General features: G+C 56.2%; 20 protein-coding genes and 1 pseudogene. 20 read left to right on the top strand and 1 reads right to left on the bottom strand.

Going from position 1 to position 17,770, the window contains the following annotated elements:
* Positions 1–21: 21 nt before the first annotated feature.
* From ACZ500_RS00420 to ACZ500_RS00350, 15 genes and pseudogenes are all read left to right on the top strand, one after another.
* Positions 22–480: a tetratricopeptide repeat protein gene (locus ACZ500_RS00420; RefSeq protein ID WP_464230565.1), complete on the top strand. Its 459-nt coding sequence runs from the start codon at positions 22–24 to the stop codon at positions 478–480.
* Positions 471–917 (top strand): EscI/YscI/HrpB family type III secretion system inner rod protein, encoded by a 447-nt coding sequence (locus ACZ500_RS00415; protein WP_464230564.1) that lies wholly within the window; start codon positions 471–473, stop codon positions 915–917. Before ACZ500_RS00420 ends, ACZ500_RS00415 begins: the two co-directional genes overlap by 10 nt.
* A gap of 91 nt (positions 918–1,008) precedes the next feature.
* Positions 1,009–1,749, top strand: a complete 741-nt coding sequence (gene sctJ, locus ACZ500_RS00410; protein WP_464230563.1) for a type III secretion system inner membrane ring lipoprotein SctJ — start codon at positions 1,009–1,011, stop codon at positions 1,747–1,749.
* Positions 1,658–2,365: pseudogene (locus tag ACZ500_RS00405) on the top strand (SctK family type III secretion system sorting platform protein); the annotation flags it as partial. The gene sctJ and the pseudogene ACZ500_RS00405, both read left to right, overlap by 92 nt.
* 20 nt (positions 2,366–2,385) lie before the next feature.
* Positions 2,386–3,051 (top strand): HrpE/YscL family type III secretion apparatus protein, encoded by a 666-nt coding sequence (locus ACZ500_RS00400; RefSeq protein WP_464230562.1) that lies wholly within the window; start codon positions 2,386–2,388, stop codon positions 3,049–3,051.
* Positions 3,051–4,412 carry a type III secretion system ATPase SctN gene (sctN, locus tag ACZ500_RS00395; protein WP_464230561.1) on the top strand — a complete coding sequence of 454 codons (1,362 nt, stop codon included), beginning with the start codon at positions 3,051–3,053 and terminating at the stop codon, positions 4,410–4,412. Before ACZ500_RS00400 ends, sctN begins: the two co-directional genes overlap by 1 nt.
* Positions 4,409–4,912 (top strand): type III secretion system stalk subunit SctO, encoded by a 504-nt coding sequence (sctO, locus tag ACZ500_RS00390; RefSeq protein WP_464230560.1) that lies wholly within the window; start codon positions 4,409–4,411, stop codon positions 4,910–4,912. Before sctN ends, sctO begins: the two co-directional genes overlap by 4 nt.
* A gap of 985 nt (positions 4,913–5,897) precedes the next feature.
* Positions 5,898–6,239, top strand: a complete 342-nt coding sequence (locus tag ACZ500_RS00385; protein WP_464230559.1) for a type III secretion HpaP family protein — start codon at positions 5,898–5,900, stop codon at positions 6,237–6,239.
* A gap of 390 nt (positions 6,240–6,629) precedes the next feature.
* Positions 6,630–7,496: a type III secretion system cytoplasmic ring protein SctQ gene (gene sctQ / locus ACZ500_RS00380; protein WP_464230558.1), complete on the top strand. Its 867-nt coding sequence runs from the start codon at positions 6,630–6,632 to the stop codon at positions 7,494–7,496.
* Positions 7,480–8,130 carry a type III secretion system export apparatus subunit SctR gene (gene sctR, locus ACZ500_RS00375; RefSeq protein ID WP_464230557.1) on the top strand — a complete coding sequence of 217 codons (651 nt, stop codon included), beginning with the start codon at positions 7,480–7,482 and terminating at the stop codon, positions 8,128–8,130. The genes sctQ and sctR overlap by 17 nt, the downstream gene beginning before the upstream one ends.
* Before the next feature lie 133 nt (positions 8,131–8,263).
* Positions 8,264–8,551 carry a type III secretion system export apparatus subunit SctS gene (sctS, locus tag ACZ500_RS00370; protein ID WP_464230556.1) on the top strand — a complete coding sequence of 96 codons (288 nt, stop codon included), beginning with the start codon at positions 8,264–8,266 and terminating at the stop codon, positions 8,549–8,551.
* Positions 8,551–9,342 carry a type III secretion system export apparatus subunit SctT gene (sctT, locus tag ACZ500_RS00365; protein ID WP_464230555.1) on the top strand — a complete coding sequence of 264 codons (792 nt, stop codon included), beginning with the start codon at positions 8,551–8,553 and terminating at the stop codon, positions 9,340–9,342. Before sctS ends, sctT begins: the two co-directional genes overlap by 1 nt.
* Positions 9,343–9,539: 197 nt before the next feature.
* Positions 9,540–9,674: a hypothetical protein gene (locus ACZ500_RS00360; protein WP_464230554.1), complete on the top strand. Its 135-nt coding sequence runs from the start codon at positions 9,540–9,542 to the stop codon at positions 9,672–9,674.
* A 6-nt stretch (positions 9,675–9,680) separates the two neighbouring features.
* Complete coding sequence (gene sctU / locus ACZ500_RS00355; protein WP_464230553.1) at positions 9,681–10,733, top strand: type III secretion system export apparatus subunit SctU; 1,053 nt, start codon at positions 9,681–9,683, stop codon at positions 10,731–10,733.
* 586 nt (positions 10,734–11,319) lie between these two features.
* On the top strand, positions 11,320–11,988 hold the full coding sequence (locus ACZ500_RS00350; protein WP_464230552.1) for a hypothetical protein: 669 nt from the start codon (positions 11,320–11,322) through the stop codon (positions 11,986–11,988).
* Between the two features lie 99 nt (positions 11,989–12,087).
* On the opposite strand, the gene ltrA is transcribed toward ACZ500_RS00350, so the two are convergent.
* A complete protein-coding gene (ltrA, locus tag ACZ500_RS00345; RefSeq protein WP_464230551.1) occupies positions 12,088–13,566 on the bottom strand; it encodes a group II intron reverse transcriptase/maturase in 1,479 nt (492 codons plus the stop codon).
* A 583-nt stretch (positions 13,567–14,149) separates the two neighbouring features.
* On the opposite strand from ltrA, the gene ACZ500_RS00340 reads away from it, so the two are divergent.
* From ACZ500_RS00340 to ACZ500_RS00320, 5 genes are all read left to right on the top strand, one after another.
* Entirely contained in the window at positions 14,150–14,632 is a 483-nt protein-coding gene (locus tag ACZ500_RS00340) for a hypothetical protein (RefSeq protein WP_464230550.1), read from the top strand.
* Positions 14,633–14,695: 63 nt separating this feature from the next.
* Entirely contained in the window at positions 14,696–15,460 is a 765-nt protein-coding gene (locus tag ACZ500_RS00335; protein WP_464230549.1) for a hypothetical protein, read from the top strand.
* Between the two features lie 135 nt (positions 15,461–15,595).
* The gene (locus ACZ500_RS00330) at positions 15,596–15,835 is read left to right on the top strand and encodes a hypothetical protein (protein WP_464230548.1); all 240 of its coding nucleotides are present in this window, start codon (positions 15,596–15,598) and stop codon (positions 15,833–15,835) included.
* Positions 15,832–16,446, top strand: coding sequence for a SycD/LcrH family type III secretion system chaperone (locus ACZ500_RS00325; protein ID WP_464230547.1), 615 nt, complete (start codon positions 15,832–15,834; stop codon positions 16,444–16,446). Before ACZ500_RS00330 ends, ACZ500_RS00325 begins: the two co-directional genes overlap by 4 nt.
* 4 nt (positions 16,447–16,450) lie before the next feature.
* The gene (locus ACZ500_RS00320) at positions 16,451–17,725 is read left to right on the top strand and encodes a hypothetical protein (protein ID WP_464230546.1); all 1,275 of its coding nucleotides are present in this window, start codon (positions 16,451–16,453) and stop codon (positions 17,723–17,725) included.
* The last annotated feature ends 45 nt before the right edge of the window (positions 17,726–17,770 follow it).

The following is a 17,770-nucleotide window of genomic DNA, read 5'->3' as shown; positions in this document are numbered from 1 at the left end:
CTCAAATAAAGAGGAGAACATATGCCGATACAATTCCCTGCCGATCTATTGAGACTGATGATGCAGATTGGGTTTATAGCCAGCGGAACGGGATATCATACGGAGGCGGAAACCATCTTTTCAGGGGTCCAGGCCATGTCGCCCCAAAGCGAGTTCCCATCGATCGGGAAAGCGGTGAACAAATTGAACGAAATGGATCCTCAATCGGCGATTCAGATCCTTACAAGTGAAGCCCTCGAGATCAACCCCGGAAGCGATTTGGCGAAGGCGTTCTTAGCGCAGGCGTTCAGGCAGGCAGGACTCAACGACCGGGGCCGAACGCTTTGCACCGACATCCTGAACACCACCGAAGACGCCTCCGCGAGGCGGATAGCCGAAGCGATCCTCATCGAAATGAACCCGAAACATTTTCCAGCCCCTGCCTTTCGCAGCAACCTTTTCACATCTCTTCAACAGGAAGGAGAAGCATCGTGCAGATAACGAACCCGCTCGATTCGATCCTGCATCGAACACCACTCGATACATGGACGACCGAAGAAGCCGGCGTGTCGAGGTTTTCCCAATCCAGTGACGTTTCGGGATTTGAAAAGGCCATCGTTCCCGATTCGGAGTCTTTGATCGGGCGCGCCGATGCGGCCACCATTTCCTGGGCCGAGGCATCTTCATCGCCTCAGCGTGCCACGGGCCTTGGGGACGTCATTCTTCGAAGCATCGAGGACATGTCAGCAGCGCATCGTGAACGGATCCACAGGATACACGATACCGTCGACCAAGGAGCCGCACCGGCCTTGTCGCCAAGTGAACTCATACGGTTGCAGTATGAGATCCTGCAATTGACGATCGAGCAGGAGTTGGCCGGCAAGGTCGTCGATAAATGCGGTCAGGGCGTACAAACGCTTTTCAGGAATCAGGGATAGAGGCAACCCATTGAGCCTTATGCCAATCCAAAAACGCTGCAGGCGCATGTTTTTTTTGGTTGGCCTCTGCCTCCTGCTACCGGCTTGCAGCATGGAACTTTACACCAACCTCGAGGAGCGGGAGGCAAACCAGATCCTCTCGGTCCTCCTCGGAAGCGGGATCGATGTCCAAAAAATCGCTGGGAAAGAGCGAACCTGGGGGTTGAGAATCAACAAGGCCGACATGGCCCAAGCGATACAAATTCTCGAAAAAGAAGGACTTCCACGAGATCGTTTCGAAAGCATCGGAGAGGTTTTCAAGAAACAAGGGCTCGTGTCCTCTCCCCTCCAGGAGCGGATTCTTTACCTATACGCCCTCTCCCAGCAGATCTCCGAGACCATTTCGCATATCGACGGAGTGCTGACGGCAAGGGTCCTGGTGGTCATCCCTGAAAACAATCCCCTTTCGGACAAGATCCGCCCTTCTTCCGCTTCGGTTTTCGTTAAGCATATCGAGGCGACCGACCTCCAGACCAGCATCCCAAAAATCAAGCAACTGGTCGTGGACGGAATCGAAGGGCTTTCCTATGAAAATGTCACTGTGGTGCTTTTCCCATCGGAATCAACCTTCCTTCCCCTGGAAGCCCCCCATTACCGGCGGATTTTTTTGATCGATCTTTCACCTGGTTCGGTCATCCCCTTCTGGATCCTGGTCGGAGGCTTGGCGCTCGTCTCGGCGTTGATCCCAATCGGAATCGCTTATGGGCTCCGCTACAAACGAACATCGCGGGCGGAAGGAAGGCAAAAGGGCGACAGTTCTCTGCATCCAGGTGCCGATTATACGGCGTCTTGAAAATTGGGGAATCAGTGATATGAGCAACGTTTTTTTTGAACATCTGGTTCAAAAGCGGCATCCACTGGTCCCGCTCATCCTCGAATTCAACCTGTCGCCCGGCCGGACCGTTCATTGGAGTTGGATGGAGCATCTCCTGGATCGAAGGACCCTGGAAACCATCCGATGCAAACCAAGGGCCTCGAGAAGAATTTCACGCATCCTGCTGGACGAACATGGACTCGGTAACCGCTACTGTTTCCATTTCGAGGAAACGCCCCGGCGTCTGGCACTTATGGATGGGCGTACGCTCGAAGAACTGGTCTGGCATACGGGCATTGCTCTGAATGCACAGAAGATTCTGAAGACCATCGACAGAGAGTCCGTTCTCAGACTCAAGAGTGCCCTCGGTGAAAAGGGATATCTGTTCGCTGTCAAGCGGGCGCCATTTTTGCTGGGGCCGATTACGCCTCTTTCGGATGGCCCATGTGCCATGCCCGATCCCAGGTCCCACATGACGGCCTGTGGAACAATCTGTCTCGCTGCCAGTCTGGGCGATGCCCCTCATGCTTTGAAGGATCGGCTCCGGCTGAAACTCCCCAGGATCTATGCAAACTATTTCGGGCATCAGACAAACCCCGTGAAGAAGGAAATCGCATGGTCGGTACTCCGAAAGATATTGCTAAAAGAGGTGGCACCGCAGTGGGCCCCCTGTTTCTCGTCTACCATGAAGGGCTTCGGACAGCCCGAGGCACAAAGGTCCTCAAGGCTCGTCAATATACAACCTGTCTGAAGGCCGAAGAGATCATCCGCAAAGCCAACGAAGCCGCCGAAGAGATCACCGCTCGGGGCCGGACAGCCTTCGCGGAGGAAAAGGCCAGGGGCTACCGGGAAGGTCTGAGGGAAGGGAAAATGCAGTTGGCGGAGCAAATGGTTGGAACCGCCGCCGCCACCGCACGTTATCTCGCGGAATTTGAAGAAAAAGCCGTCGAATTAGTCATATCGGCCCTTCGGAAGATCGTTGGGGAAATGAACCCCGCGGAGCGGATCGTCCAGGTCGTGCGAAACGTACTGACCTTCGCGAAAAATCAGCCACAGGTCTCTTTGAGGGTCTGCCCGGCCGAAGCGGACAGCCTCAACGCCTCACTGAACGACATCATGACGGATTTTCCGGCTATCCGCTTCATCGATGTCGTGTCGGACGGTCGTCTGAAAGAAGGCGGCTGCATCCTGGAAACAGAGATGGGAGTGGTCGACGCCGGTGTAGACGTCCAGATCGAAGCGATACGGCGCGCCCTCACAAACGCCCTCAAGCGGAAATAATGGAGTTTTTCGTGCAGCACGAAGAAACCGTCGCGCGCTCTTTGGAACCTGTCGACAAGATTCTTGCCGCCGCCTTGAAAGAGGCCGTCTCCGTCGAGATCAAGGGGCGCGTCACTCAAGTCCTGGGAACAATCATCAAAGCAGTGCTCCCCAGCGTGCGGATCGGGGAGATCTGCCTTCTTCGAAACCCTTTCGAAGACCGGAGCCTGCAGGCGGAAGTCGTCGGCTTTTCCAAACAGGCGGCCCTGCTGACCCCCCTTGGAGAGATCGGAGGAATCTCCTCTTCAACGGAGGTCATCCCGAGCGGCAAGTACCACACGGTCCCGGTAGGACCGAGTCTTCTTGGCAGGGTCCTGGACGGATTGGGAAATCCGATGGACACCGGGAGGCTTGGACCGGTTGAGGCCCAGGATCATTACCCGGTCTACGCGGAGCCCCCGGCCCCGCTGACTCGTCGATTCATCACAAAACCGATGCCGCTGGGGTTGAGGGTGATCGACGGACTGCTCACCTGCGGTGAAGGCCAGCGTATGGGGATCTTCTCAGCCGCCGGAGTGGGGAAAAGTCGTCTCCTGGCGATCCTGACCAAAGGCGCCGAAGCGGATGTCAAAGTACTGGCCCTCATAGGCGAACGCGGCCGTGAAGTGCGTGAATTTCTAGAGAAGGACCTTGGTAATGAAGGTATGCGGCGAGCGGTAGCGGTGGTTTCGACCTCCGACAGGCCCGCCATGGAACGACTTAAGGCCGCCTACGTGGCAACGACCATAGCGGAGTATTTCCGCGATCAGGGCAAGAGCGTACTCTTGCTGATGGATTCCGTAACCCGGTTTGCCCGCGCGCTGCGAGAAATAGGACTCGCTGCAGGCGAACCGCCGACGCGACGAGGCTTCCCCCCTTCCGTCTTCTCCACTCTGCCGCGCCTCATCGAACGCGCGGGGCAATCCGATAAAGGCTCCATCACAGGATTGTACACCATTCTTGTCGAGGCCGACGACATGAACGAACCGGTGGCCGATGAGATGCGGGCCATCCTGGACGGGCATATCGTCCTGTCGCGGAAGTTGGCCTCCGCCGGCCATTACCCGGCCGTCGACGTACCGGGAAGCCTGAGCCGCGTCATGAGCAGCATCGTAGATGCCAATCACAGGGCGGCCGCCGCCCGGCTGAGGGAACTGTTGGCAAAATACCAGGAAATCGAGCTTCTCGTCAGAATCGGTGAATACAAAGAAGGGTCCGATCCGGAGGCTGATACGGCCATTCACAAGATAGAAGCGATCAACCATTTTCTGCGCCAGGATTCGAGTGAACGGATTTCTTTTGAAGACACCGCGACCCGGCTGAAGGAAATCGCGTTTCAATGATCACCACCTCATTCGACGTCTTATTGCGTGTCCGAGATCTCCGTGAGAGCTCTGCCGCTAACCTGCTCAAAAACCGTGCAGCGGCCTACGCGGAAACCCAAGAGGACGTCCGGCGAAAACAGGAAGGGCTGAAGGCCTACCGCGCCTGGCGGATAGAAGAGGAATCCCATCTATTCCGCCAGATAACAAACCGGCGTGTGACGGTCCGCGGACTGGCCGACCTCAAAGGACAGGTTCAATCGCTCCGTGAAAAGGAGATGATCCTGGAGGAATCTGCAGCACAGGCGGAAACAGACCGGCAGACTGCACAAGAGGCAATGAACGTAGCAAAAAAGGCCTATTTCGTCTCCGTCAGGCAAAGGAAAAAGTTGGACGGGTACGAAGCCGTTTTGAGAGAAGCCATACGAAGGGAGAGTGAACGGCTGGAAGAGGTCGAGATGGAGATCTTCCAGCGCTCCAGAATTCGCATCCTTATGGAGGATCCCCATGAATTGGCATAACACATCCGGCTTGACACGCAATAAATGGGACAAACCGGCAAGCACCCGTTGCATCCCCAATGAAAAACCAATATGCGATGCCCCGCTCGATGACGCGGATATCGAGCGGTTCCAAACCGCCATGTCCGAGCACCCGCCGCAATGCGTCTCATCGGCTCATAAGGGCTCGCCCCGAAACCACCGCGATACGGCACTACACGATCAACCAATCACGGATGATGGGCTTGCCGCTGATCGGAAGCCGCCTTCCTCCGCTTCTTCCTCCAAGGCTTCCGACCATCATCCAAATTTGCTGGATACGCCTGTTCAACTCTCCTCACCGGCGCCATACGGTTTTTTCCCCAATCAAGCCTCAGGCACGGAAACCTCGTTTACTCCGGACTCCAACCACGGTTCCCGGGACTGCCGAGGACAGGATCCGCAGGCTGCGGCAACGCATCGCCAACCCCCGCTTTACTCGATGTACCGATCCACCTTTGCAGAATATTTTCAGGATGGATACCGGACAATCGCACCAACCCCTCTGTTTGCAGCCTTGCCCCCTACCACGTCCGGCAGTGATGCGGAGCCCTCGATAAGCCTGTCCCATGCTCTTACGGGCATACGTCCCTTTCAGGAAGGGGCGGACCCGATCACCATGGAGAACACCGACAGACCTTCGGCAGGACCGCTTCCCGGACCTGAAAAAGGAAAACCGAACCATACGCCCTCCACGCCCGGGAGGCGAGAGGCTTTTCCCGGTACAGAAAAATTGGCACCCTTCTCTCATTGCAGCACCATGCACCGTGGCAACTCTTCAGAACCGACCATCCGAAAGCCCCTCTTCCGGGCTGGCAGCAGCCAGGCCCTGCCAATCGATAACCCACTGCCCGAAAACAGGCCTGTGGACCCGGGCGGAGTCGCAATGGCCATTCTTTCATCATTCCTGGGGGCAACCCGGGGTTCCGTCCCGTCGCAGTTTTCTCCCACCGAAGCGCAACCCTCTTTGGAACTTCTGGTTCATCAGATCGCCGACCGGGTCGGGGTGCTCCGGGACAGGCACGATGGACAAGAAGAGGTGCGCATCACGCTCAAGGATGCCTATATCGTAGATACCGAGATCCGCATCCGTATGGATGCGGGGAACCTCCAGGTGGATCTCCTGACGACCTCGTCAGACGCCCATGCGCTGCTTTCAGCGGCCGCAGAGGAACTCGCGCATATACTGAAAAACCGCATCGGAGAAAATACATCTGTCAGCATACACTACTCCGAAACACGGGAGGATCGATCAAGCGGGCACTCGAATCATCAGCACCGGCAACGTGATCCGCAGGAAAACGAATGAAAGACTCCAAAGTACCCGATCGATGCGACGCCGATCGCGCGATCGCCTTATCAAAAAGGGGATTGAAAGAGGCCTCTTGAACGGAGCCGGTTCAATCACGATAGGACCAGTGACGAAGACATGAAACACGACGTAGTCGCGCTGCGTATTGAGACGTTATCCCAGGAAACAATCCTTCTGTTGAACAAGATCTTCAGCAGGTGTGACCATTTGTTTTTCCGGATAGGGAATCAGCCGTGTCGTGTCGGCTTTCCGGCTCATAATCCTCTCTTCCAGGAAGAGATATGCCTAAAACTCTCAATAGGAAGGGCCACTGTACTGATGGGCCTCGGCCCCTGCTTTCCACCCGGCTGGACGGAAACTCTTTCCGACTGGGAGACTTTCCGTGAGATGCCCGAAAAAACGAGAGGAATGTTGATCGAAGCTGCGCTGGAAGATCTATTCGATCGTTTCGAGACATGGAGCGGCCTGCGTGTGGAAGTTCGTGAGGTCCTCTTCAGGGAACAGGGTTTTAACGAGACAAGGAGGCCGACAGGTATTCCGCGAGGGCCTGTGCAACTGGATTTCGAGTTCGTACCGGAAGGCGGCGGCATCACGAATGAAAACCACCAAAGCATCATGGGGCGTCTGCATCTGGAAACGGACGCGTCCCAGTGGATCGATCCGCTGCTGGAACATATTCCCCGGACGGTTAACATGGCATGCGACGGCATCCCCTTGAGGTTAGCCCTCCTCGTGGGCCGTACCCGCCTCACACTTTCCGGGCTCAGTCAAATAGAACCGGGAGATGTCATTTTACTGGATGAAAATGCCCGGAACGGCGACGGAAGCGTTGAGATCCGCCTTGCGCCCCGTCTGTCCTTTCAGGCTCATTTGAACGGCCGCATCGTCACAGTGCGCAGACTCGTAAGAGGATCTATGGAAAAAGACCATTTCGATGAAATCGCCGAATCAGATGACGACCTCGAAGACCAAGACTTCGAAAAAATCGAGGAAAGCGATGAGATCCCTGCCGCAGAACTGGATGAAATCACGATCGGCCTGACCTTCGAGGTCGGCCATAAAACCATCTCTCTCGGGGAACTCATGAATCTGCACCCGGGCTACACCTTCGAGTTGGAAACCCCTTTGGAAAAACCGGTTGCCATCCGCGCGAACGGGAAACTGATCGGCTGGGGAGAACTGGTAGGCGTAGCGAATCGGATCGGCGTCCGAGTCTTGACGTTTCTACGGAACAGTGATGAACGAACTTCCTGACATTCTGTATGTCATTGCAACACTCGCCTTTTTGGGCCTGGCCCCTTTCCTGGCGGTGATGGTGACTTCTTTCGTCAAACTGGTGGTCGTATTCGGACTCCTCAGAAACGCCCTCGGCATTCAGCAGATTCCTCCCAATATGGTCATCAACGGACTGGCCATCATCCTTTCTTTTTACATCATGGCCCCCGTTGCGGATGACTGCTGGACGGCGATGCAGCGCCAAGACCCGATCCAGAAAGATTTCAAGAATTACATTCAGGCGGCGGTGGAAGGAAAAGAGCCCTTGCGCCGCTTTCTGCTGAAACATGCAAAGGAAAAAGAACGCCTCTTTTTTGTGGAATCGGCCAAGACGATCTGGCCGAAGGACAAGGCGGAAACACTCAAACCCGACGACCTGATGGTGCTCATACCGGCCTTTACCGTCAGCGAACTGACATCGGCCTTCCAGATCGGCTTTCTGCTCTATCTGCCTTTTGTCGCGATAGACCTCATCATCTCCAACATTCTTCTGGCCATGGGTATGATGATGGTCTCCCCCATGACGATTTCACTGCCGTTCAAACTCCTGCTTTTCGTCCTGTTGGACGGTTGGGGGAAGTTGATTCACGGGCTTATTCTGACTTATCGCTGATTGACGGCGCAGCCGTTTGCGGTATCCCACCGGATGGATCGACCATTGTTCGGACCATTGAGCGCTCCCGGGGGGTGAGCGGAGAGGCAACCGCATCTGTCTTCGGATCAGGGTGGGAAAAACCGTGTATTGGATGCAACAGAATGAGGTTCCAGACTTCATGACGATCCTCGATTGTACGATTCAAGCCTTGATACTGGTGCTGCTCCTGTCCATGCCGGCCATCACTGTCGCTGCTGTAGTGGGCATCATCGTGAGTCTGCTTCAGGCGGTCACGCAAATCCAGGATCAGACCCTGTCTTTCGCCGTCAAGCTCATTGCCATCATTGTCACGCTGATCGTTACGGCGCGGTGGATTGGCTGGGAACTCCTGCACTTCTCGGAGAACCTCTTCACCCTCTTCCCGACCATAACCGACTGATGGATATAACTCCCCTAAAACAGATCCTGCTGACCTTCATGGTTATAACGCCGAGGCTTCTGGCGGCCTTTTCCATCCTGCCTTTTCTGAACCGGGAGGTAATGCCGGGACTGGTCCGCAACAGCGTCGCCCTGGTGTTCGTCCTGATCCTGTATCCGATGGGGGCGCCTCTTGCGGCAGGGAATTTGCCGGCTTATCCTCTGCTGGCCGCGCTGGTTGCCAAAGAGGTGTTTCTTGGCTGTCTGCTGGGTTTCCTCGCCGGAGTCCTCTTCTGGGCAGCGGAAGGCATGGGAATCTTCATCGACAATCAACGCGGGGCTGGCATGGGGGGGTTTTTCGACCCCATTTCCGGGTCCCAGACCTCCTCACTCGGAACACTCCTGCTTCAACTGATCACTGTCCTTTTCTTTTCAGGAGGAGGATTCTTACTGCTCCTCGGCGTGATCTTCGAAAGTTACCGCGTTTGGCCTGTCTTTTCCTTTTTTCCGCATTTGACGCCAGGCTTCTCGGATTTTTTTCTGGCGCAGGCGGACCGCATCATGTGCCTGACCGTCCTCCTGGGCGGGCCGATCGTGATCGTCATGTTCATCAGCGAAATCGGACTGGGGCTCATTAACCGTTTTGCACCCCAGCTCAATGTCTTTTTCATATCCATGCCCATTAAAAGCGGGATAGCCGTTTTTCTTTTGATCCTTTATGTGAGGTTTATCGAGGTATATTTCGAGGAGGAATTCCTTGGATTCAAACACCTGATCGAGGAGCTGTCGACCTGTATAGAAGGGCCAACCTAGCGTGCGCCGGCCCCCCGGTAATCGCTTCGGCCCGACCGGGCACTTCTGCGGAGAACCGCGATGATATCGAGGGGCGTCCATCCTCATCTCGAAGCCAAACGGTCCACCCTTGAAGGCCTACCCCATTTGCCTAGCGAGTATCCATCCGGAAATGATTTCCCTATAGAACCCAGTTTCCAATCCGGAAATGAGGATTTTTGGCCAATATCAAGGAAATCAAGCGCTTGCGCGGAGGCGACCTAGTGGTCGCCGCACAAGCAAACGTGCAGATTGACGCCGAGATTGGCCAAAAAGACCATTTCCGGATGGAAACTAGCGAGGAAGGTATTTAGACTGAAATGCAGACGAAAACGGAACATCCTACCCCAAAAAGGCTGCGAGACGCCAGGAAGAAGGGCCAGGTCGCAAAAAGCAGGGAGATCGGATCCGCAGCAGCCATAACAGCAGCCTTTTGTGTCCTCTGGGCCGGCTATGATACCTTGCTTCAACAGGCAAAAGAAATGGTCCTGCTGCCGCCACGGTTTTACGAACTGACATTCACCGAAGCCCTGAAACGGACGCTCGACGGAACCCTCCAAGCCTTTATCAGCCTTTCCCTGCCCATCCTTGGAGCGGTTTTCGGGGTCCTTGTTCTGAGTCACTTCATTCAAGTGGGAGGTCTATTTGCGATAGAGCATGTCAAACCGAACCTGGCGAAAATCAACCCCGTGGACGGATTCAAGCGGCTCTTTTCCATCGAAAATTTCGTCGAACTATTGAAATCGACGGGCAAAGTCTTGATCCTGACCCTGATGTTCAGCCTGGTGATCAAGGAATCCGTGAACCCTCTGATGCTGGCGCCCCGTTTCGGGCTGAACGGCCTGACGGCTGTCCTGAACGATGCTCTTAAACAGCTGGCGGCCTGCACCATCGCTGCTTTCCTGACCGTCGCGCTCCTGGATTACTTTTTCCAGCGATCCCGGCATATCAAAAAGCTGATGATGACCCGGGAAGAGGTCAAGCGCGAGTACCGGGAAATGGAAGGAGACCCGATTCTGAAAGGTCGCCGGAGAGAACTTCATCGCGAGTTGGCCATGGCCGACACCCTCGAAAAGGTCAGAAAGGCGACCGTGCTCATCACCAATCCGACGCGACGGGCGATCGCTCTTTTTTACGATCCGGAAAAGACCAGACTGCCGGTCGTTACAGCCAAAGGCGAAGCCCTCCTCGCGAAGCGCATGATAGAGGTCGCCCGGAAGGAGGGCGTTCCCATCATGGAGAATGTACCGCTGGCGCGTGATCTTTTTGAACAGGGGCGCCTTGATCAATATATCCCCGCGGCGCTGATTCAACCTGTGGTCGAGGTGTTACGATGGGTCAAAAAGATCAAGAAAGAGCAATCGGGGCCTTGAATCGGACTTCGAGGCCGACTAAACCACGCTCAAGGCAGGATCAAGCCAGGCGGAACAGGTCCCGTCTGCACAAACGTGAATGCTTAATGCCCTTATTTTTGTGCAGCTTCCGGCGTTCTTGCATCGCAGAAGGCTTCAACCGGCCTTCATCCAAAACGGCATATCTTTTGCTTTGCTCATTTGAAGCGCACAGCCCAGGTTCCCCTTGAAAGGCCGCCAGTCATCCTCGAGGAGGTCAAAAATGACATCATGCAACAACGTTCATGCCATCCCTTTGAGCAGCGTATCGCCAAACAGCGCTCGCGAGCCGGCAACACCGGCTGGAGCCACTCTAAAAACACACTTCAAGACAACGGATCCTCCCGGTTCCCCGGCCTTCGGTCATCCGCCCTCCTTGCCGGGCAGCCCCACACTGCCGGTGATCGAGAATCCGGTTATCGATATGGCGGATATGACCCTCGCTCTTCTGCTGCTTCAGGACTCCCTGGCCAAACAAACCTTCGAAACCGGCCGCATCATGGCCGACCATCATCGCCGGGAGATGGAGCACAGGCAAGCGGAGCGCGTAGATAAATACAACGAGTGGATGGAGAAGCTGGAAGAAGCGAAAAAAAAGATTCAATCAGCAGGCTTCTTCGGGCGCTTGGGCATGGCGCTCAAATCCTTTTTCAAGGGCGACTTCGAAGATGCAGGGAAGAAACTGGAAGAAGCCTTCAAAGAAAACCCTGTTACCGGCGGATTATTCAGCGCCACCGCCATTCCACTTCTTATCGGGGGCGGACCGTTGGGGCTCGTCAGCGCGGCAGCCCTGTTTGCACCCGAAATCATGAACGACCCCGCGGTACAGAAAGCCATGATAGAAAGCTACGCCAAGACCTTCAACATGAGCCGCGAGGACGCGGGAAAGGCGATCGCCATCTTCACCACGGCCGTAGGCGCCCTCTGGGCGGTGGCCAGTGCATCCTCGCCGGTGGTCCGAGGCACGATCGTTGGGGCGTTCCAGGGTGAAGCAGCCTACAAGAAATATGAGGCGGACACCGCACAAGCGGATGCGCAGGAAAAAGAGGCCGCGCTGGATCAAGTAAAGGCAGATCAAGAGTTCATACAGTCACTCGCTGAGACCCATCTGGAGCTCATGAAAGCGATCATCGAAAGCCTGTCGCGTAACCTGCGCACAACGATGGAAATCATCCAGCTCGAGGCCGAAACCGCCCAGAAGGTCAATCAGGCCATCGGGGCGGCGAAAAGAATCTGACAACCATAGCTTCGGCATGGAGTCGGAGTAGGAATCATGGTTGCCCATAACCCCCTCCACAGATCCGGACGTGCGGGATTACCGCATCCGGCTCTTGCCTTAGGTAATAGCGCCAAACCGGCGCAAGGGATAGTCATGATAGACTCGGGGCTTGGGCAAGTATCGGTCGATCAAGCGGGCCATTCGCTCCCAGGATATTCGCCCTCTTTGGCTTCTCCGCGACAGTGTGCGACGCCACAGTCTGCCTACCTGGTATCGAAACAGAGCCAGCGCCCGGGTGTTCATGGGCACCCCGTAATAGCGGTAATGCCCCGTAAGCACCGCGGCCAGCCAGTTGCCGACCTCCGGCACCGGCCGGCAGATGCGACGGCGAAGTTCGGCTTTGACTTCAGCCACCTTGGCCTGCACCCGCTTGCGCATGCTTTGTCGATACACTGTAAAGTAGCCGTTGCTGTGCTTTTTGCCGCAAATGTGCGTGAATCCCAAAAAGTCGAACGTCTCGGGTTTGCCCTGGCCCCGTCGGCGGCGGTTCTTGGCCGCCCACGGGCCAAACTCGATCAACCGGGTCTTTTGCGAGTGCAGTTCCAGTCCGAACTTGGCGAAGCGTTGCCGCAACTCCTCGACAAAACGCTCGGCCTCCTCTTTGTACTGGAAGCCCACGATGAAGTCGTCTGCGTAGCGAACCACGACCACCTCGCCGCGGGCCTGGAGGGTTCTCCACTGCTGCACCCACAGGTCGAATACGTAGTGCAGGTACACATTGGCCAGAAGGGGACTGATGCTGCCCCCTTGCACGGTGCCCGTCTCACTTTGTATCCGCTTGCCTTCTTCCAGCACGCCGGCGTTGAGCCATTTCTGGATCAGTCGCACGACGCGCCGGTCCCCGATGCGATGCTCGATAAACTTCACCAGCCAGTTGCGGTCGATGGCATCGAAGAACCCGCAAATGTCGGCATCCAGCACCCAGTTCACCTTTCTCGTCAATTGGGCCACATACACGGCATCCAGCGCCTTATGAGGGCTGCGACCCGGACGGAACCCATACGAGAAACCGAGAAAGTCCACTTCGTAAATGGCGTTGAGCACCTCCACGGTGGCGCGCTGGACGATTTTATCCTCCAGCGCCATCACCCCCAGCGGACGTTTTCGCCCGTCGGCCTTGTCGATGTACGCCCGACGAGTGGGCTTGGCCCGGTACCCGCCGCGTTTCAGACGTCCCGCCAGATCCTGAAGGTTGGCCTCCAGGTGCTCGCCGTAGTCTTGCCACGTGACGCCATCCACTCCCGCTGCGGCCTGCCGTTTCAGACCATGGTAGGCTTCCCGCAGTGTGTCTGGATTATACACGTGGTGCAGCAGCGCCGTGAACCGCATCTTTCTATCCTGCTCAGCTGCTTGACGCACCCGCTTAAGTGCCTGTTGCATGCGCGACCGGCCCTGAGTCCGGAGCATGGTGCGCTCTCGCGGGTTCCCTTTGGCCGGTCCCCTTCCCTCCACCCCCTCCGCACCCGTACAGGCGGGCTTGTTCGGGGGCTTCCCCGGTACTATGGGACCGTCCGACTTCCCTTGTCCGTGCATCATCGGCGTGTGTCCTCAGACTTCCCGATGCGGCCCGCGTCACCATCTGACGCGAGCGGCCAAGGGATCTCCCGGGTTCCGTACAGGTTGCTTGCGCGCATGCCCGGGGTCTCTGACCGCGCGGGGTCCGGAGGCGTCTTGCGATATCGACGCTCCCGGTGTGGCCTTCCGCATCTCCTTACTGCGTCGGCACCCCGGAGGGATCTTTCGCGGCTCGATGGCCGGCCTGCACGTCCCCCTGTCAACGCTTCCCCACTCCCTTGCGGGATGTCGAGGCATGACTCGGGGCCGCTGTGGCTCGCTAAACCTTCAACGTGTGAAACTTTCATTCACTACAACCTGCCGGCGTGACCGGCGCTTTCAAGGAGCCAAAGACATGATCGGACCGCTGGAAAAACCTTTTACTCATGTCCACTCGACCATCCCCAGCGAAAATCCGCACGGGAAGGTCCTCGCGGGTTACCCGTGCCCCCCGGTGGCCAATGAACGGCCCGCACCCAGCCCCCCAAGCGAAACACCGGGATACCGCAGTCTGGACCCAAACCTCCCCAGCCCTGATGCAGGTCACTCAACCGATCCTCAGGCATTGAGCAACACCCTGCATCACTTTTTCGATCTGGCACTCCTGTTTCATCAGATGGCGAGAGAGATGACGCCTCAGGATATTCAGCAGGTCGTGGACGCAGCCATCCAAAGGAGGACCCTGCTGACCGAAGCAGCTCAAAAGAAGGAAGACGGCGCCGACATCCTTCAGAATTATGCCACCGACGCCCTGGCCGTCAGCATCGCAGGGGCATCTCTCTCTCTGGGAGGAGAGAAAACGGCCGGTCTGGCTCAAAGCATGAGCAGCACATCCCAGGCGGTTTCCAGCATCGGGCAGGCAAAAAACCAGACCGAGCTGGCCAAGGGCGACAAACAAACGGCCCAGGCTGAGTACACGCGCGCTCAGCAGGATATGTCGAACGCCTTCTTCCAGTCCTTCAGCCAGACGGCGCAGTCCATCAGACGGTCCCTGGGGGAAATGCTCCAGGCTGAACTGGCCGCCAAACAGGCCGTAGGAAAGATCTGAAGCAGGCCGCCTTCGAATGAAAAGCGAAGAGAGCCGGCCATGACTCAAAAGGGGTAAGGGATTATGACGTCACCGATCGACAACACCGGGAATCCGCAAATCGAAAACCAGGGAAATCTTTTGAAAGAACCGGCCAATTCCACAGACCGGATGGGTTTCAAGTGGAAGAATCATGACGTTCGCAGGGTATCCCACAAAGAGCTTCCCGCCTGGAAAGGTGTCCTGTCCAGAGTGCTCTTGGATCACACGGGACTTCCCGTAAATCCGGATCGAGGCTACAAAAGCAAGGCCTCTGATTATACATGGAAGTGGCGAAACATTGGGATTCATTCCGAGTACGCCGCGGCCTCCTGCCTCCTGAACCTGACCTCTTTACCCGCTTTCTTTCCCTTGCAGCCGAACAATGCCTACCCTGGCGGGCAAGATTGGGGCGCTCTAAACCACCCGGCTTATAGAGAACCTATTGCGGACAACAGGTGGAACGAGGTCGATTTCTCGGAGACGCCCAGCCTCTCACAAACGGGTAATGAATTGGATTTGTCTGACGATTTGGAGGATATCGATTCCTTGCAGAACACCGGCCACCCAAGGAGGGGGAGGGTACCAACCCAGATTCACGGGGCTGATGGCCAGGATGGGGACATGGGCCATTCCAACGAGATAGATAAGGAACCGGTTCCGTTTGGCGATTTGGAGAATATTGATCCCTCAGAGAATACCACCCTCCCACAACATGATCATGAACGAAAGGCACCTACTCCCTTCAGCAAGGATCCGATTCAGCCTTATAACGCTGAGGGGCTGGATTCCAAGCGACAAACCAATTAGGGTTAAGATGATTGAGCTTCAATCAGACAGACTGACCAAGATGACGGTCGGCCGGTTTTGACAACTTTTTTCCCGAAGGCCGTTATGACGCCCCATCCCTTTTATACAAATCGAACAGCCGCATTGGAGCGGATCATGCGAGAGCGGGACAAAATCGATCGCCGTTTCTGTGAAATCAGGAAGCAGGCGATCAAGACCGTCCTCAGCCTGGACGCGGACATCCCATGGAAGGATCTACCGGAAAGCGCTTTGAAAGAGCTGATCCTTTATGGATTCGCCCCTCCCGTTGAATCACCAGCTGGCGAAAACGGCGCCGCGTATCCCGAGTCCGGATGGGAGCTGCGGGGCGGATTTTTTCGGGGCACAAGGATATGAGACAGGCAGGGTTCCGGGACATCCAAGGACGGCCGGCGGAGACCGCAGACACACGCGGCCGAGTCGAACCGGTTAAACGGAATACATCCGGTGACGCATGCGAACAGCCACTCCATCAGAACGGAGATCCCATCGCAGCAGAAACCCAAAACCCCACGGTACGAAGCGCTTACCCCGGATCAACCCAAAAAGGGACAGCCCGTTCGGACCGCGGCATCGAGGAAAGCGGCCTCGAGACCATTTACGCTTTGGGCTACAGCCTTTATACCCAGGCAAGGTATCCCGACGCACAAAAGGTCTTCGCGCTGCTCGTCCTCATCAACCCCCATGTCTATAAATACTGGTTCGGCCTCGCTTCTTGCCACCAAATGGCCGGACATCCGGGATTGGCTGCAGCCGCCTATTGCTTCGCCACCCATACGGAACCCGGTAAACCGGATGCCCATCTGCACTTGGGCCTGTGCCTCCTGGGGCTGGGCGATCGAAAGGCCGCTCGGGAAAGCCTGCGGAGGGCCGCCGACTTGGCTCGAAACAACAAGAACGGTCTTCTGGAGCAACGTGCCGTTCTGATCCTGCAGACCCTCGACTCCGATAAACCAACAGGAGGATAAAGCAATGGGAATCAATCTCTGCACTTTGGCTGATCCTTACCGGGTCCAAATGCACTGTGCCATTGAGGGCAGACCTGTCGTTTATCCCCCCGGTTATGCCTTCGGAGACGGGACCTACTGGTATAACGGCATGCGCCTGACCATCGATGAACTGCCCGACGGCCTCGGCCTTTCCAATGGCCTGTACGTGTATCAAGGCGAAGAAAAGGACCGGTCGTTTTTCCCCGACGGATATGCCCTCAATCGTTACTTGGATGGGCTGGCATTCAAATGGGGTGATGGTTATGTCGGTCTGGGGGCTCTTCCCCCGGGTCAAATCGTGGAAGGCTACGGGCGCGAAGGCCGCTGGTACAAATGGGGCAACACCTTGACGCAGGCCCCACCGAACGGCTGCCTTCTCTCAAACGGAAGTTATTTTTATAAAGGGGAGGAATATTGTCTCGATGAACTTCCCAAGGGCGCGGTGTTTTACAACGGAACCTATGTATGGGCGGATGAAGCGGGACAACCATGCCTGATGCATCTTTGGGATCTCCCCGACGGGGCGATTCTCGACAACGGCAAGTTCGTCTATCACAAAGAGGAAGTCGAATTGGCCTCGATTCCCGATGGCCTGGCCCTCTCCGATGGAACCTTCAAATGCACCCTCCCCAACTCCGTACCCCCAACCGCCGGCAAACGCGACGCCGAGGGACGATTTTATCTTGCCGACGGCACTTTCGTACCCGAGGATCGGTATGTCTATGACGGCCGAATGGTGAGCCTTCTTGAAATGCTCTTGCTCTTCCGCATGGAGGCGATTCAGGAAGCCAATGAAGCGTTCATGCAGTATTACGATAAGGTCCGCATCACAAACGATCATATTCGTGTGCTGAACGAATACATGGAAATGCTGCGCGCCATAGATCCGGATATGGACGGCAGGCGAACAGGTCTTGGCGAAAAGGGATGGGTAAAAGGCCTGAACAGCCAAGGCGAAGAAGTGACCCTCAATTTCCATGATTGGCTTGGAGAACTCGGTTTGTCACAGGCGCTGAAAAACGGTGAAATGGAGGTTTGGGACGATCCCTCGAACACGGTAAACTGGTGGGAAGGGAGGCTGGAAGGGTTCAAGCTGAGCATCGAGGGCAAAATCAATGAATTCAACATGCAGAACGAGGAAGACACGATTCTGCTCAATCAGCACAACAACGACAAACAGACCCTGGTACAGATGTACACATCCGATATACAAAAATGGCTCCAGGGACTTCGGGGCAACCTGGCGGTCGGTGGTTAACAGGCACCAGCCGCCTGCGCCTTCCGCCCGGCCTGCCATAGTTCA

This window comes from Desulfatiglans parachlorophenolica (assembly GCF_055394735.1).
Note: the sequence above shows the minus strand (reverse complement) of the source record. Positions and strands in the feature narration are given on the sequence as shown.